Below are 15,654 nucleotides of genomic sequence, written 5' to 3'. Positions count from 1 at the left end.
AGCGGCGCTGCGCGGGCGCGCGGGGGTCAGGGAACGATGGTGCAGGGCACCGGGGCGATCTGCACGAGCGTGGCGGCGGTGGACCCGAAGATCCGTGCCGAGAGCCCGCCCGCGCCGTCGCGCCCGACGATGATCTGGCTCGCGGCCTCGTCCCTGGCGCAGTCGCTCAGGATCTCGGCGGAATGGCCGTAGCGGATCACCGGGGTGATCGCGACCCCGCGGTCCTTCATCCGGTCCATCGCCGGGGCCAGGACCGCGACTTCGGCGCGGGCCAGCTCTTCCTTGCGGCGCATGTGGCGCTCTTCCAGCTCCTCGCGCGAGAGGAAGGAATAGGGCGACCATTCCAGCACATGCACCAGCACGATCCCGAGACCCGCGGCGGCGGCCTGGGTCACGGCAAACTCGAGCGCCCGCGTCGCGGCGGGGCTGCCGTCGTATCCGACGATGAAGGGGCCCGGCATCTCGGCTCTCCTCGGTCAGGGTTCGGGACGCTCGACCTAGACCGGCTGGCGCCGGTTTCAAAGCACCCTCGGCAAGAGCTTGCCGTCGGGTCAGGCTTGAGGGGGCCCCTCGCCTGCCTTGGGGCCAAGTTCCGCGCCCGGATCGAGCGGCGCCATCAGGCCCGCGATCTGGTCGCGCAGCCATTGGTGCGGCGGCGAGAGCGTCGCCCGCCGGTGCCAGATCATCGAGATCCGCGCCGGGGCGATGGGCATCGGCGGGCGGTAGATCTCGAGGCCGACGCGCGGCGCCACCCGCCGGGCGAGCTGCGCCGGGATCAGCGCGATCATCTCGGAGCGCGCGACGGCGGTATAGACCCCCGAGAAGACCGGCATGGTCATCGCCACCCGCCGGCTGCGCCCGACCTCGGCCAGGGCGGCGTCGCCCATGGCCCGCAGGTTGCCCTCGGGCGAGAAGAGCACATGCGGCAGGTCGCAGAAAAGGTCGATCGGCAGCACCTCCCCCGGCGCGATGCCCGCCCGCGCCAGCCGCGCGTGACCCTGGCGCGCGATGGTCACGAAGTCCGACCGGAAAAGGTGCTGATGCGCGATCCAGTCGGGAAAGGCGATCTCGGGGATCAGCGCGAGGTCGACCTGGTAGCGGTCGAAGGTGTCGATATAGCTTTCCGGCACCAGGTCCACGAGCTGCACCCGCACGCCGGGCGCCTGCCGGGCGATGTGATCGGCGAGCTCGGGCATCAGCATCTCGGCGAAGAAGTCGCTGCCCGAGATCTTGAAGCTCGCCTCGGCCCGCGCCGGGTCGAAGCCCGCGGGCGGGATCAGCAGGCGCTCGGTCTCCTCGAGCAGCGCCCGGAGCGGCGCGCGCAGCCCCTCGGCATAGTCGGTCGGCACCAGCCGCCGCCCCTGCCGCAGGAACAGCGGATCGTCGAGCGCATGGCGCAGCCGCGAGAGCGCCGCCGAGACCGCCGGCTGCGAAAGCCCGATGCGCCGCCCCGCCGCGGTGGTCGAGGCGGTCTCGAGCAGGGCGTCGAGCACCCGCAGGAGGTTCAGGTCGAAGCTCGCGAAATTCATGGCATCAATTGTTAGTATAAGAGAAGTCGATTTAACAAATACTACTTACTCGGGTATCCTGCGCGCATGGCCGGCGCGCGGACCGCCCGGCCCTCCACACATCGTCACCGACCCCGGCAGCGGGCGCCTCAAGGCGCGCCCGTCCCGTCGCGGTCGTCTTGAGGGAGGAGATGACATGAAGGACCACATCCTGGGCCCCGGCACCGTCGAATGGCTGGGCACCCAGTATCGCACAATCCTGCCGCGCGCGGCGACGGGCGGGGCCATGGCGATCTTCGACAGCGTCGGCCAGCCCGGCTCGGGCCCGCCGCGCCACATCCACCACGACGCCGACGAGACCTTCGTGATGCTAACCGGCGAGGCCGAGTTCTGGAGCGCGGGCGAGACCCTCCTGCGCGGCCCCGGCGAGACGGTCTTCGTGCCGCGCGGCACCTCGCACACCTTCCGGGTCGTGGGCGAACAGCCCTCGCGGCACCTGGTGATCCTCTCGCCCGGCGGCTTCGAGGATTTCTTCCCCGAGATGGCCGACCAGGGCCTGCGCATCCCCGAGGACATGGAACAGATCGTCGCCACCGCGGCGCGCTACAACCTGGAGTTCACCGGCCCGCCCCTCGGCGCGGAGGGGTGAGGGCTGAGGCTTAGAGCTAGGGGCTGAGGGCTGAGGGCTGAGGGCTGAGGGCTGAGGGCTGAGGGCTGAGGGCTGAGGGCTGAGAAAGCACCGCATCCTCACCCGAAAGACCAGAGCCCGAAGCCAAGCGCTTGAGGCCCGAGACCACGCACCAGGCCCAGCCACCAAAGAAAACGCCCGGCGGAACCCCTCCCGCCGGGCGCATTATTCAGAACCGGGTCGCCCCGGTCAGGCCACGTCGAACTCCAGCGGGCGCACCTGGCGGAAGAGGCCGGTGTTCTCCAGTTCCTGCACCACGTCGGACTTCAGCGCGTCGTCGATGTAGAGGAGCGCGATCGCCTCGCCCTTGGCGGCCGACCGGCCGAGGGTGAAGTTCGCGATGTTCACGCCATTCTTGCCCATGGTCATGCCGAGCGTGCCGATGATGCCCGGCACGTCCTCGTTGGTGGTATAGACCATGTGGCGGCCGATCTCGGCGTCGATGTTGATGCCCTTGATCTGGATGAAGCGCGGCTTGCCGTCCGAGAAGACCGTGCCGCCGATCGAGCGCTCGCGCTTGTCGGTGGCCACGGTGACCTTGATGTAGCCCTCGAAGGCGCCCGACTGGCCCTGCTTGGTGGTCGAGAGCTTGATCCCGCGCTCCTTCGCGATGAGCGGCGCCGAGACCATGTTCACCTCGGGGTTGAAGCGCTTCATGATGCCCGCGACCAGGCTGCAGTTCAGCGCCTCGAGGTTCATCTCGGAGACCGAGCCGTCATAGAGGATGTTGATCGCCTTGATCGGCTCGTCGGTCATCTGCCCGATGAAGCTGCCGAGGTGGTCGGAAAGCTTGATCCAGGGGCCCATGATCTTGGCCTCCTCGGCGGTCACCGAGGGCATGTTCAGCGCGTTGGAGACCGCGCCGGTCAGCAGGTAGTCGGCCATCTGCTCGGCGACCTGCAGGGCGACGTTCTCCTGCGCCTCGGTGGTGGCCGCGCCGAGATGCGGGGTGCAGACCACGTTTGGCAGGGCAAAGAGCGGATTGTCGGTCGCCGGCTCCTCGGAGAAGACGTCGAAACCCGCGCCCGCCACATGGCCGGACTTCAGCAGCTCGGCCAGGGCCGCCTCGTCGACCAGGCCGCCGCGCGCGCAGTTGATGATCCGCACGCCCTTCTTGGTCTTCTCGAGGTTTTCCTTGGACAGGATGTTCTTGGTCTGCTCGGTCAGCGGCACGTGCAGGGTGATGAAGTCGGCCCGCGCCAGCAGGTCCTCGAGCTCGACCTTCTCGACGCCCATCTTGTCGGCCTTTTCCTGGCTCAGATAGGGGTCGTAGGCCGCGACCTTCATCTTCAGCCCGCGCGCGCGGTCGCAGACGATGCCGCCGATGTTGCCCGCGCCGATCACACCCAGCGTCTTGCCGGTCAGCTCGACGCCCATGAACTTCGACTTCTCCCATTTGCCCGCATGGGTCGAGGCCGAGGCCTCGGGGATCTGCCGCGCGACCGCGAACATCATCGCGATGGCGTGTTCGGCGGTGGTGATCATGTTGCCGAAGGGCGTGTTCATTACGATCACGCCTTTCTTGGAGGCCGCCTCCTTGTCGACGTTGTCGGTGCCGATGCCGGCGCGGCCGATGACCTTCAGGTTGGTCGCCTTCTCGAGGATGTTCGGCGTGACCTTGGTGGCCGAGCGGATCGCCAGGCCGTCGTAATCGCCGATCACCTCGGCGAGCTTTTCCTTGTCCTTGCCGAGCTCGGGGCGGAAATCGACCTCGATGCCACGATCCTTGAAGATCTGAACGGCGGCGTCCGACAGCTTGTCGGAAATGAGAACCTTGGGAGCCATCTGTCTGGTCCTTTGCGACTGGATATATCGGGAGAGGGCGCGCGCCTTGGCGCGCCCCGGGGGATCAGATTGGGGAAGAAGCCCTGGGGGCCCCGCGGCTCAGGCCGCCTGGGCCTGCGCCTCGTGCTCGGCGTGGTAGGCCCATTCGAGCCAGGGCAGCATGGCCTCGATGTCCGAGGTCTCGACCGTGCCGCCGCACCAGATCCGGAGGCCCGCCGGCGCGTCCCGGTAGGAGCCCACGTCGAGCGCCACGCCCTCGGCCTCGAGCCGCTTCTGCACCGCCTTGGCGAAGGCCGCCGGGTCGGCGATGCCGCCGTCGGTGAACTTCAGGCAGACCGAGGTGTTCGAGCGGGTCGCGGGGTCTTCCGCCAAGTTGGCGATCCAGTCGCGCGCCGCGCAGAAGTCCCAGACCGCCTGCGCGTTGGCATCGGCGCGGGCCATCAGGCCCTTCAGGCCGCCAACCGAACGCGCCCAGTCGAGCGCGACGAGGTAATCCTCGACCGCCAGCATCGAGGGGGTGTTGATCGTCGCGCCCTCGAAGATGCCCGCGTTGAGCTTGCCGCCCTTGGTCAGGCGGAAGATCTTCGGCAGCGGCCAGGCGGGGGTGTAGCTCTCCAGCCGCTCGACGGCGCGGGGGCTGAGGATCAGGATGCCATGCGCGGCCTCGCCGCCCAGCACCTTCTGCCAGGAGAAGGTGGTCACATCGAGCTTGTCCCAGGGCAGGTCCTGCGCGAAGGCCGCCGAGGTGGCGTCGCAGATGGTCAACCCGCCGCGGTCGTCGGGGATCGAATCACCCGTGGGCACGCGCACGCCCGAGGTGGTGCCGTTCCAGGTGAAGACCACGTCGGTGTCATAGTCCAGCGCGCCCATGTCGACGATCTCGCCGTAGTCCGCCTCGCGGATTTCGGCCTCGATCTTGAGCTGCTTGACGACATCGGTCACCCAGCCGGCGCCGAAGCTTTCCCAGGCCACCATGGTGGCCTTGCGGGCGCCCAGCATGGACCACATCGCCATCTCCACCGCGCCGGTGTCCGAAGCGGGCACGATGCCGATCTTGTAGTCTGCGGGAATGTTCAGAACCTCGCGGGTCCCTTCGATCGCCGCGGCCAGCTTGTCCTTGCCGACCTTGGCCCGGTGCGAGCGTCCGAGCGCCGCCTCCGAGAGCATGTCGAGCTGGAATCCGGGGATCTTGGCACAGGGGCCCGAGGAAAAACGCGGATTGGCCGGCCGCGTTGCCGGTTTGGTCGTCGTCATAATGGCTAACCTTCCAGATAGTCGCCCCTCGTTGGGGAGGGGTGTCCCACCGACGGAGTTACTGCGCCCCTCCCCGCCGCGCAAGGGACCATTCTGCCGCGCCGGGCCTTTCGAGCGGCAAAATCCGGCCTCGCGGCGCGCCGAAGTTTCCGATCGGCGCAATGGCTTGCCGACGGCGGGTTATTGCTGATAGCGGCCGCACTGGCTTTCGCCGGACCGCGGGATCGCGGCAGGATGGCCCCCCAAGAAGAGCGGGCGCGACGCGAGTCGTGATCCGCCCCGAGAGCAGGAGCAGTGATTCGACGTGTCAGACAGATACGGCCAAGACCGGCATGGTGACATGCCGGCGCAACGCGCCCCCTTCCAGATCCGCGGGAGGTTCCTGACCGCGCTCGCGCTGCGCATCGACGGCGAGACGACGGATGACGGCTTCTACGCGCATCTCGACGACCAGCTGCGCCAGACCTCGCAGTTCTTCGACGGCGCCCCGATGGTGCTCGATCTCGGCCATGCCCCCGGCGTGGCCGCGCCCGAGGCCCTGAGCGGCCTGGTCGAGAACCTGCGCGCCCGCAAGCTCAAGGTCTTCGGCGTGCAGAACGCGCCGGGCTGCGATGCCGGCACGCTCGACCGGCTGGGCCTGATCGAGGTCACCACCGGCCGCGACGCCCCCCTGCCCGCCGCCGAGAAACCCGCCCGGGTCCGCGCCCGCGAAGAGCGCCGCGGCACCGAGAACAAGGTGGTGCGCCAGCCGGTGCGCTCGGGCCAGATGGTGGTCGCCGAGCGCGGCGACCTGACGGTGATCGGTTCGGTCGCCTCGGGCGCCGAACTGGTCGCCAGCGGCAACATCCATGTCTACGGGCGCCTGCGCGGCCGGGCCATGGCGGGCGCCCATGGCGACGAGAGCGCGCGCATCCTCTGCCAGAGCCTCGAGGCCGAGCTGGTGGCCATCGCCGGCCTCTACAAGACGAGCGAGACGCTCGAGGAAGAGGCCGAGCGCGGCCGGGCGATGCATATTTTCCTCAAAGACGAGAGATTGCTTATGGAGGCGATTGGATGACGATCGAACTGAAGGAGAAACCGCCCCTCGGGCGGGTCGTCGTGATCACGTCCGGCAAGGGCGGCGTGGGCAAGACCACCTCGGCGGCGGCGGTGTCCGCAGGCCTGGCCAAGCAGGGCCACAAGACCGTTGTGATCGATTTCGACGTGGGCCTGCGCAACCTGGACATGACCATGGGCTGCGAACGCCGCGTGGTCTTCGACTTCATCAACGTGATCCAGGGCGACGCGCGGCTGAAGCAGGCGCTGATCCGCGACAAGCGGCTCGACACGCTGTCGATCCTGCCGACCTCGCAGACCCGCGACAAGGACGCGCTGACCAAGGAGGGCGTCGAGAAGGTGCTGGACGAGCTCAAGCAGGAGTTCGACTACATCGTCTGCGACAGCCCCGCGGGCATCGAGCACGGCGCCCAGATGGCGATGTATTTCGCCGACGAGGCGGTCGTGGTGACCAACCCCGAGGTCTCCTCGGTGCGCGACAGCGACCGGGTGCTGGGGCTGCTCAGCAGCCAGACCAAGCGGGCCGAGACCGAGGGCGCCGAGCCGGTCAAGGCGCAGGTGCTGATCACCCGTCACGACCGGACCCGCGTCGAGAGCGGCGAGATGATGACCGTCGAGGACGTGCTCGAGATCCTCGCCGTGCCGCTCCTGGGCGTGATCCCGGAAAGCCAGGCGATCCTGCGGGCCTCGAACATCGGCACGCCGGTGGTGCTCGACGGACCCTCGGCGGCGGCCAAGGCCTATGAGGACGCGGTCTCGCGGCTGACCGGCACCGATGTCGAGATGCGCATCGAGAGCGAGCGCCGCCCCAACCTTCTGCACCGGCTCTTCGGGCGGGCGTCATGAACCTGTTCAGCTTCGCCCGCAAACCCCGCCGCGCCCGGACCGCCGACACCGCCAAGGATCGCCTGCAGATCCTGCTCGCGCATGAGCGCAGCGGCACCGGGACAGGAGAGGCCAGCTACCTGCCGAAGCTGCAGAAGGACATCGTGGCCGCGATCCGCAAGTATGTCGCCATCGGCGACGACGACGTGGAGGTCCGGATGGAACGCGGCGACCAGATGTCGAGCCTCGAGATCAACATCGACCTGCCGCAGGCCGAGGCCGGCGGCAAAGCCGAGGCCGCGAAATCCGGGAGCAAGGCCGCCGCAAAGGCCTGAGCGCCTGCGCGGCTTGAGCGGCTTCGCGGCTTCGCGGCTTCGCGGCTTCGCGGCTTCGCGGCTTCGCGGCTTCGCGGCTTCGCGCTTCCGAGATGATCCCCACCGGCGGCCGCCACCACGCGCGGCCGCCGGTTTTTTATTGGCGAGAGGGCCCCGCGCCCGCTACGCCCGGCCCGCGCGCGCCCACCCCGAAGCGCCCCAATAGGCCGCCGCCCTCCCCCAGCGCCACGGCGCAGCCCCCTCGGCGCAACACCCCCAAAGCCGCGCCCCTCTTACCCCTTCAGCTTGGCAAAAATACCTCGGGGTGAATTGGCGGCCCCGCCGCCAAGAGGGGCAGAGCCCCTAATCCTCCCCACAAACCAGCACCCCGCTTTCCCGCCGCCCCTCCCCGGTCTATGACCCGCGCGACGCCACAGCGGAGCCCTCCATGACCCAGACGCCCCAGACCGCCACGCTGCTTTCCGACCCGCGCGCCCCGCGGCTCGATCCCGCCGCCGCCGAGGCGCTGCGCAACGCCTGGGGCGGCGGCACCCTGCGCTGGCTCGCCCCGGACGAGGCCTGCGAGTTCGATCTGCCGGCACGGCCCGCCAACGCCGAGGAGGTCTGGCGCGAGTTCCAGACGCTCGGCATCGACCTGGCGCTGCAGCCCAGCGCCGGGCGGCGCAAGCGGATGCTGCTTGCCGACATGGATTCGACCATGATCGAGCAGGAGTGCATCGACGAGCTGGCCGAGGAGGCCGGTGTCGGCGCCGAGGTCCGGGGCATCACCGCGCGGGCGATGAACGGCGAGCTGGATTTCGAGGGCGCCCTGACCGAGCGGGTGGGCCTGTTGAAGGGGCTCTCCGAGCGCGTGATCGACAAGGTCCTGGCCGAGCGCATCAGCTACATGCCCGGCGGCGCGGTGCTGCTGGCCACGATGAAGGCCGCGGGCGGCCATGCGGCGCTGGTCTCGGGCGGCTTCACCGCCTTCACCTCGGTGGTGGCAGAGGCGCTTGGCTTCGACGAGCACCGTGCCAACCGGCTGCTGGCGGAAGGCGGCGTGCTGACCGGCGAGGTCGCCCGCCCGATCCTCGGCCGCGAGGCCAAGGTCGCGGCGCTCGAAGAGATCACCGCCCGGCTCGGCATCTCCGAGCGTGAGGTCATGGCGGTCGGCGACGGCGCCAACGACCTCGGCATGTTGGGCCGCGCAGGCGCGGGCGTGGCGCTGCACGCCAAGCCCTCGGTGCAGGCCGAGGCGCAGCTGCGGGTGAACTTCGGGGATCTGACGGCGCTTTTGTATCTGCAGGGGTATGAGAAGGCGGAGTTCGTGGGGGGCTGACGAGGGCTCTGGGGATTGGGTGCGTGGCGGTTTCCGAGAGGGCGAGGCGGTTTCCGAGAGGGCGTGCGTCGGACTGGGGCGGCGCTGCTGACGTCAGGGATGGGTGCTTCATCCACTCAAATTTAGCGCTCGGGGTGAACGGAGCCGTTCGCTCTCAGAAGCACACCCCACCGCCCTCTCACCCCACGCACCAGAGGGCGCGCGCCGGACCGGGGGCCGGCGCTGCTGCCCTCTGAGCGAGGCGCTTTATGGCAGCAAGGTCAGGGCTAGGGGCATGCTGAGCGCGCCATCCCAAGGAGCGCCGGCCCAAGGGGCCGGTCCGGCGCGCGCCCGGCATCTTCGATGCTATTCGGGCGCAAGGAGCGTTTTGGTTTGTCTGGGTGCACATATCGATTGGCGCGTTTTGCATTTTGGTTGGCGCGTGTTGGATGCGCGCAGGGCAAGGGGCGCCAAGGTCTACCCGGTGACGTCAATTCGAGCCGCTGAGCTCAAGTCCTCACCGCGCCCTCCAAGCCCTCGCAAAGCCCGCTCAAACGCCCAAGCCACTCACACCACCGGCGGAAAACGCCCAAGCCCAAGCCCAAACCCAAGTCCCCCTCACACCGCCAGCGGCGCGGCGGGGCGGATCGCGCCGGTCTTCACGCCGCGCCAGTTGGTGATCTCGGGCGTCAGGAAGCGCGCCACGTCGGGATGCGCGGTGTCGAGCACGTCCATCCGCGCCAGCACCGCCGCCACGGCGCATTCCGCGGCCCGCGTCGCGCCGTCCAGCGCCTTGACCGCAATGCCCTTGCCGCGGGCGGGCAGGATCGCGACGAAATAGCCCTCGGCCCCGGTCTTCAGCGCCACCGGCTCCTTGGCCGCGCGCATCAGGAGCGTGCAGGCCCGGCCCTCGCCCGCGACCAGCTCGGGATGAGCGATCATCGCCCGGGTCAGCCGGGCGGCGGCGCGCGACAGCGTGTCCTCGCGGCGCTCGGCGGTGGCGAACCAGGACATCGCGCGGGCCATGGCGCCCATGGTGGTCGCATGGTTCGGCGCCGAACAGCCGTCGATGCCGTAGCCCGGGCTCACCCGGTCGGTGACCAGCTCGAAGGCCTCGCGCGCGGCGGCCTGCACCGGGTGGTCAGGCTCGTGATACTCGGGGCTTCCGCCTAACTGCGCGTTCAGCGTAAGGAAACCCGCGTGCTTGCCCGAGCAGTTGTTGTGCACCTGCCCGGGCGCCGTCCCGGCGCAGAGCATCTCGTGGCGGAGCGCCTTGTCGCGCGAGGGCTGCGGCCCACAGCGCAGCGCCGCGTCGCCGAGCCCCAGCGCCTCGAGCCAGGCGCCGACCGCCTCGACGTGCAGGGCCGCGCCCTGGTGGCTGGCGCAGGCCAGCGCCAGGTGCCGGTCGGTCAGCCCATGGGCTTCGGCGGCGCCCGAGGCGACCAGCGGCAGGGCCTGGATCATCTTCGCCGAGGAGCGCGGCAGAATCATCGCCTCGGGGTCGCCCCAGGCCGCCTCGACAGCCCCGTCGGGGCCCGCGACGGCGATATGTCCGAGGTGCACGGATTCGGCGATCGGTCCTCGCCAGACTTCACACAGGCGGGCAGGTTGGGCGCACATACAAAGGCTCCTCACGTATTGGCGATATTCTGCCGAGAGGGCTTTTCGGCAGCCGCGACTTCGGGCTAATGTCCGGTCCGAACTCGGGTCTCAGCCGGCAAGATAAACCGGGGCGGAGACAACGCAACCCGAGCTTTTGAGGGTCAGGTTCACTGGAGGCTCAGGCAATGAAAGCGGTGATCGGGAGCGGGCTCGCGGCACTTTTCCTGGCATGGGGCGGCGCTGCGCTCGCACAGGACGAAAGCACAAACCGCGTCGATGCGATGACCGACTGGTCGGTCTTCGAAGGATCCGACCCGCGGGAGTGCTGGGCGGTGACGACCTACAAGGAAAGCGTGAACACCCGCGACGGCCGCGTCGTGGCGGTGACCCGCGGCGAGATCCTCCTGATGGTCTTCTTCCGCCCCGGCGCCAATGTCGCGGGCCAGGTCGCCTTCACCGGCGGCTATCCCTTCGCGGACGGCTCCACGGTCAACGTGAACATCAGCGGCACCGAGTTCGAGCTTTTCACCGAGGGCGAATGGGCCTGGCCGGCGACGCCGCAGGACGACGCCAAGATCGTGACCGCGATGAAGCGCGGCGCCGACGCGGTGCTGACCGCGCGCTCGAGCCGGGGCACCACCACCAAGGACACCTTCTCGCTCCTGGGCTTCACCGCTGCCGTGGAGGACGCCGAGCGCCGCTGCACGAGCTGATCCCTGTCGCCCGGGCCCGCGCCTGAGCGCGCCGCCCGGGGCCTTTCCCGCCGCTTCCGGCCCCCTGTGCTCCGCCCCGCCTTGTTCGCGGGCCGCGGAGAAAAGCGGCGTTTGTGACAAATTCTGGTCGCCTGCCTTATTCCTGCCACAATTCGACTGCAAAACACCTGTATACAGGTGCAGAGCAAAGGCGGGCGCACCCTCCCGCCGGCGCGCAGAAGACACCGCGACACCGTAAATGAGGCGACCATCATGATCGAGCAGCATGACGCGTTTCTGAATGCACGACCCGCCATCGTCCGGCTTCCGCAACCCGGCGCGCGGCTGCGCGACGGTCGCTACCAGGCCCGCCAGGACGGCCCCCGCGTGATCCGCAGCTGGATCACCAACGTCCATCGCGAACGCGACTTCGGCCGCGTCGAGGCCTGGGTCACCATCGTGGTGCAATATGCCCCCTGCCTGCCCCCGCGCACCACGCGCCTCCTGGTCGGCGTGCCCGCGCCCACCAGCCTTCGCCCCGGCGAGCTTCGCAAGAAGCTGATCGTCACCACGCTGAACCTCGCGACGCTGATGCATCGCGCCGAAAGAGGAGGACGCCGCGCCACTGCCTGACACCATTCTTGCCCTATTCAACACTCTTGTTTTCTGCCTATGGGATGACTGCCCAATGCGCTCTTCGGAGCGCATTTTTTTTTGATTTTTGGAGGGCGTGAGGCGGGTGAGTGGCGAGCCGCTGTGAGGCGTAGGCCGAAGCGGCGCCCTTGGTCCCGGCGAATACCGCCGCCGCTCAATCCACGCGTCCATCATGGTTAAGGATAGCCGCCCCCGCCATGGTTCACTCAGTCCGGTATACAGGTCCGTTTCTGCGACAACCGCGCCGAAGGGCCTGCCCTGCTTCGCCCCGCGCCCTCTGCCCGAACGCCCCGGCGCGGCCCGCCAAGACCCCTCTCCCGCCTGCGCCCTTCCGCCCGCGCGGATCGAATCTCCCGCGGGAAATGTTTTGGATTTGCCGCCGAATCCCTATATGGGACCCACTTTCCGACGAAGAGCCGAGTGAGATGACCGCCAACGCACCGATCACGCAGGATCTTGTGACCATCCCCCGCAAGGCGGAGGACGGGCCGACCAATATCATCGGGCTGACCCGGGACGCGCTGCGCGAGGCGCTCCTGGCCATCGGCACGCCCGAGAAACAGGCCAAGATGCGCGTCAACCAGGTCTGGGCCTGGCTCTATCACTGGGGCGTGCGCGACTTCGACGCGATGACCAACCTGTCGAAGGACTACCGCCGCCTGCTCGCGGAGCATTTCGTCATCCGCCTGCCCGAGGTCGTCTCGAAGAACGTCTCCATGGACGGCACCCGGAAATACCTGGTGAAGATCGCCGGCGGCCACGAGGTCGAGGTGGTCTACATCCCCGAGGAGGACCGCGGCACGCTCTGTGTCTCGAGCCAGGTGGGCTGCACGCTGACCTGCTCCTTCTGCCACACCGGCACCCAGAAGCTGGTGCGCAACCTGACCGCCGGCGAGATCATCGGCCAGGTCATGGTGGCCCGCGACGACCTTGGCGAATGGCCCGAGCAGCGCGCGCCCCGGAACGAGACGCGGCTGCTGTCGAACATCGTGCTGATGGGCATGGGCGAGCCGCTCTACAACTTCGACAATGTGCGCGACGCGATGAAGATCGCCATGGACGGCGAGGGCATCGCGCTCTCGCGCCGGCGGATCACGCTCTCGACCTCGGGCGTGGTGCCCGAGATCGCCCGCTGCGCCGAGGAGATCGGCTGCCAGATGGCGGTGTCCTTCCACGCCACCACCGACGAGGTGCGCGACAAGCTGGTGCCGATCAACAAGCGCTGGAACATCGAGACGCTGCTGGCGGCGCTGAAGGAATATCCGCGGCTGTCGAACTCCGAGCGGATCACCTTCGAATACGTGATGCTGAAGGATGTGAACGACAGCGACGCCGACGCGCGGCGGCTGGTGAAGCTGATCTCGGGGATCCCCGCGAAGATCAACCTGATCCCCTTCAACGAATGGCCCGGCGCGCCCTACGAGCGCTCCGACTGGAGCCGGATCCAGGCCTTCGCGGACATCATCTACAAGGCCGGCTACGCCTCCCCGATCCGCACCCCGCGCGGCGAGGACATCATGGCCGCCTGCGGGCAGCTGAAGTCCGCGACGGAGCGCGCGCGCAAGTCGCGCCGCGAGATCGAGGCGGAAGCGGCGCGCGGGTGAGGGTGCTGGGGTGTGAGGTTGGTGCGCGGGTTGTGCGCACCGTCATCTTACTGCCACGCCTGACTTGCGCCCGAATAGCACCGAAGGTGCCGGGCGCGCGCCGGACCGGCCCCTTGGGCCGGCGCTCTTGTGGGCGAAGCGCATAGATCGTCGTTAGTCCTGACCTTGCCGGGATAAAGCGCCTCGCTCCGAGGTCAGCAGCGCCGGCCCCCGGTCCGGCGCGCGCCCTCGCTTCAGGCCGTCGGGGTCCGCCATTTGGCGGGGCACCTCGTCCCCGCGCCGCTCCGAGGTTTGATCTCCCGAACCAAACCGGCATCCTGCCTGCTTTGGCCTGCGTTGCACTGCGGTGCAGGGCACTGACCGACCCGAGGCCTCGTTCACCGCAATCCCACCTGAAGCCAACCTCACCCGAAACCCGCCACAACACCCCCACACACAAAAAAACCCGGGCGACGCATCGCCCGGGTTTCTTCCGTCAAGCCGTAGCCCCTCCGGTCAGCCCTTGGAGAACTCCGGGTAGGCCTCCATGCCGAGCTCGGCCATGTCGAGACCGTTGATCTCGTCCTCCTCGGAGACGCGGATCCCGAAGAGCGCCTTGAGCACCATCCAGACCACGGCCGAGACCACGAAAGTGAAGAGGCCGATCGCCACGATGCCGACGATCTGCGTGCCGAACGAGGCGTCGCCGTTGTAGAACGGCACCGCCAGCGTGCCCCAGATACCGGCCACGAGGTGCACCGGGATGGCGCCGACCACGTCGTCGATCTTCAGCTTGTCGAGCAGCGGGACGGTCACGACCACGATGATGCCGCCGATCGCGCCGATCCAGAGCGCGCCGAAGAGCGTCGGCGCCAGCGGCTCCGCGGTGATCGACACCAGGCCCGCGAGCGCGCCGTTCAGCGTCATGGTGAGGTCCGGCTTCTTGTAGAGCGCCTGGCTGAGCAGCAGCGCCGCAACCGCGCCGGCCGCCGCCGCCATGTTGGTGTTGGCGAAGATCCGGCTCACGTCGGTCACGTCACCCACGGTGCCCATGGCCAGCTGCGAGCCGCCGTTGAAGCCGAACCAGCCGAGCCAAAGGATGAAGGTGCCGAGCGTCGCCAGCGCCAGGTTCGAACCCGGCATCGGCACGGTGCGGCCATCCTTGTACTTGCCGATGCGCGGCCCGAGGATCAGCGCGCCCGCCAGAGCAGCCCAGCCGCCCGCGGCATGCACCAGGGTCGAGCCGGCGAAATCGGCAAAGCCCATCTCGGAGAGCCAGCCGCCGCCCCACTGCCAGGAGGCCTCGATCGGGTAGATGAAGCCGGTCAGCACGACCACGAAGATCAGGAAGGGCCAGAGCTTGATGCGCTCGGCCAGGGTGCCCGAGACGATCGAGGCGGTGGTGGCGCAGAACATCAGCTGGAAGAAGAAGTCCGATCCGACCGAAGCGTAATCCAGCGCCGCATCCCCGGCCGCGAGGCCCACGGGCTCGAGCGAGGTCGGCGAGATCAGGATCCCGAGGTAGCCCGGGATGGTCCAGCCGTCGCCCGGATACATCAGGTTGAAGCCCACCAGCCAGTACATGATCGCCGCGATCGAGAAGAGCGAGATGTTCTTGGTCAGCTGCATGGTGACGTTCTTGGAGCGCACAAGGCCGGCCTCGAGCATGGCGAAGCCCGCCGCCATCCAGAACACCAGGAAGCCGCCGATCAGGAACAGCAGGGTGGTGAAGATATAGGGGTTCACGTCCGGGGCCGCCTCGGCCTCCTGGGCCAGACCCAGCGACGGCAGCGCGGCAAGCGCGACAGCCGGGGCAAGTGTCTTGAGAAGTTTCATGTATCCGTTTCCCTTTGTGATCTTGTTCTCGGTCCGCGCGCCCTTAAAGGGCGTCCGCGTCGGTCTCGCCGGTCCGCACGCGGATCGCCTGGCCCACGTCGAGGACAAAAATCTTGCCGTCGCCGATTTTCCCGGTCTTTGCGGTGGAACCGATCGTGTCGATGACCTGTTCGGCCATGGATTCGGCCACAACGATCTCGAGTTTGATTTTCGGCACGAAGTTCACGGCGTATTCCGCACCGCGGTAGATTTCGGTGTGCCCGGACTGCGATCCGAAGCCCTTGATCTCGGTCACCATCATGCCGCGCACGCCGATGGAGGTGAGCGCCTCGCGCACCTCCTCGAGCTTGAACGGCTTGATCGTCGCAATGATGAGTTTCACCTTGGTCCCTTTCGGTTTGGCAGGCCGGACCTGCAATTCGCAGGGAAAACAAAGAAAGCCGGAGGCCCTTTGGGGAAGGTTTGCGCCGGGCGGGAGGCGGATTCCGCGGGCTATATGCACAATAATTAGGCGGTAGGGGATTTTTGCCTGTTTTTTG

Annotated in this window: 15 protein-coding genes; 8 read left to right on the top strand and 7 right to left on the bottom strand. The window is 68.3% G+C overall.

The window, feature by feature from the left end:
- Window positions 1–26: 26 nt before the first annotated feature.
- Both LR948_RS09245 and LR948_RS09240 read right to left on the bottom strand, forming a co-directional pair.
- Window positions 27–461, bottom strand: a complete 435-nt coding sequence (locus LR948_RS09245) for a universal stress protein (RefSeq protein WP_232753721.1) — start codon at window positions 459–461, stop codon at window positions 27–29.
- Between the two features lie 90 nt (window positions 462–551).
- Window positions 552–1,529: a LysR family transcriptional regulator gene (locus LR948_RS09240; RefSeq protein WP_232753720.1), complete on the bottom strand. Its 978-nt coding sequence runs from the start codon at window positions 1,527–1,529 to the stop codon at window positions 552–554.
- Window positions 1,530–1,704: 175 nt separating this feature from the next.
- Here LR948_RS09240 and LR948_RS09235 point away from each other — a divergent pair, with 175 nt between their 5' ends.
- On the top strand, window positions 1,705–2,157 hold the full coding sequence (locus LR948_RS09235) for a cupin domain-containing protein (RefSeq protein WP_232753719.1): 453 nt from the start codon (window positions 1,705–1,707) through the stop codon (window positions 2,155–2,157).
- 228 nt (window positions 2,158–2,385) lie between these two features.
- Here the strand turns inward: LR948_RS09235 and serA are convergent, their stop codons facing one another.
- On the bottom strand, window positions 2,386–3,981 hold the full coding sequence (serA, locus tag LR948_RS09230; protein ID WP_232753718.1) for a phosphoglycerate dehydrogenase: 1,596 nt from the start codon (window positions 3,979–3,981) through the stop codon (window positions 2,386–2,388).
- A 99-nt stretch (window positions 3,982–4,080) separates the two neighbouring features.
- Window positions 4,081–5,235, bottom strand: coding sequence for a phosphoserine transaminase (locus LR948_RS09225; protein WP_232753717.1), 1,155 nt, complete (start codon window positions 5,233–5,235; stop codon window positions 4,081–4,083).
- Window positions 5,236–5,575: 340 nt separating this feature from the next.
- Here LR948_RS09225 and minC point away from each other — a divergent pair, with 340 nt between their 5' ends.
- From minC to serB, 4 genes are all read left to right on the top strand, one after another.
- Window positions 5,576–6,292, top strand: a complete 717-nt coding sequence (gene minC, locus LR948_RS09220) for a septum site-determining protein MinC (protein ID WP_232753716.1) — start codon at window positions 5,576–5,578, stop codon at window positions 6,290–6,292.
- A complete protein-coding gene (gene minD, locus LR948_RS09215) occupies window positions 6,289–7,137 on the top strand; it encodes a septum site-determining protein MinD (RefSeq protein WP_232753715.1) in 849 nt (282 codons plus the stop codon). The genes minC and minD overlap by 4 nt, the downstream gene beginning before the upstream one ends.
- Window positions 7,134–7,451, top strand: coding sequence for a cell division topological specificity factor MinE (gene minE, locus LR948_RS09210; RefSeq protein ID WP_232753714.1), 318 nt, complete (start codon window positions 7,134–7,136; stop codon window positions 7,449–7,451). Before minD ends, minE begins: the two co-directional genes overlap by 4 nt.
- Window positions 7,452–7,878: 427 nt before the next feature.
- Window positions 7,879–8,769, top strand: a complete 891-nt coding sequence (gene serB, locus LR948_RS09205; RefSeq protein WP_232753713.1) for a phosphoserine phosphatase SerB — start codon at window positions 7,879–7,881, stop codon at window positions 8,767–8,769.
- 597 nt (window positions 8,770–9,366) lie between these two features.
- Here serB and LR948_RS09200 read toward each other — a convergent pair.
- Window positions 9,367–10,368, bottom strand: a complete 1,002-nt coding sequence (locus tag LR948_RS09200; RefSeq protein WP_232753712.1) for an asparaginase — start codon at window positions 10,366–10,368, stop codon at window positions 9,367–9,369.
- A 167-nt stretch (window positions 10,369–10,535) separates the two neighbouring features.
- Here LR948_RS09200 and LR948_RS09195 point away from each other — a divergent pair, with 167 nt between their 5' ends.
- The 3 genes from LR948_RS09195 (at window position 10,536) to rlmN (ending at window position 13,300) form a co-directional block, all read left to right on the top strand.
- The gene (locus LR948_RS09195; RefSeq protein WP_232753711.1) at window positions 10,536–11,063 is read left to right on the top strand and encodes an invasion associated locus B family protein; all 528 of its coding nucleotides are present in this window, start codon (window positions 10,536–10,538) and stop codon (window positions 11,061–11,063) included.
- Between the two features lie 252 nt (window positions 11,064–11,315).
- Window positions 11,316–11,675, top strand: coding sequence for a hypothetical protein (locus LR948_RS09190; RefSeq protein ID WP_232753710.1), 360 nt, complete (start codon window positions 11,316–11,318; stop codon window positions 11,673–11,675).
- 446 nt (window positions 11,676–12,121) lie between these two features.
- The gene (gene rlmN / locus LR948_RS09185) at window positions 12,122–13,300 is read left to right on the top strand and encodes a 23S rRNA (adenine(2503)-C(2))-methyltransferase RlmN (RefSeq protein ID WP_232753709.1); all 1,179 of its coding nucleotides are present in this window, start codon (window positions 12,122–12,124) and stop codon (window positions 13,298–13,300) included.
- A 495-nt stretch (window positions 13,301–13,795) separates the two neighbouring features.
- Here the strand turns inward: rlmN and LR948_RS09180 are convergent, their stop codons facing one another.
- Window positions 13,796–15,115, bottom strand: a complete 1,320-nt coding sequence (locus LR948_RS09180) for an ammonium transporter (protein WP_232753708.1) — start codon at window positions 15,113–15,115, stop codon at window positions 13,796–13,798.
- A gap of 43 nt (window positions 15,116–15,158) precedes the next feature.
- Window positions 15,159–15,497 (bottom strand): P-II family nitrogen regulator, encoded by a 339-nt coding sequence (locus tag LR948_RS09175; RefSeq protein WP_232753707.1) that lies wholly within the window; start codon window positions 15,495–15,497, stop codon window positions 15,159–15,161.
- Window positions 15,498–15,654: the final 157 nt, after the last annotated feature.

Source organism: Roseivivax sp. GX 12232, from assembly GCF_021272185.1.
Taxonomy (GTDB): Bacteria; Pseudomonadota; Alphaproteobacteria; order Rhodobacterales; family Rhodobacteraceae; genus Roseivivax.
The sequence above is the reverse complement of the archived record's forward strand: the minus strand, read 5'-3'. Positions and strand labels throughout refer to the sequence as shown.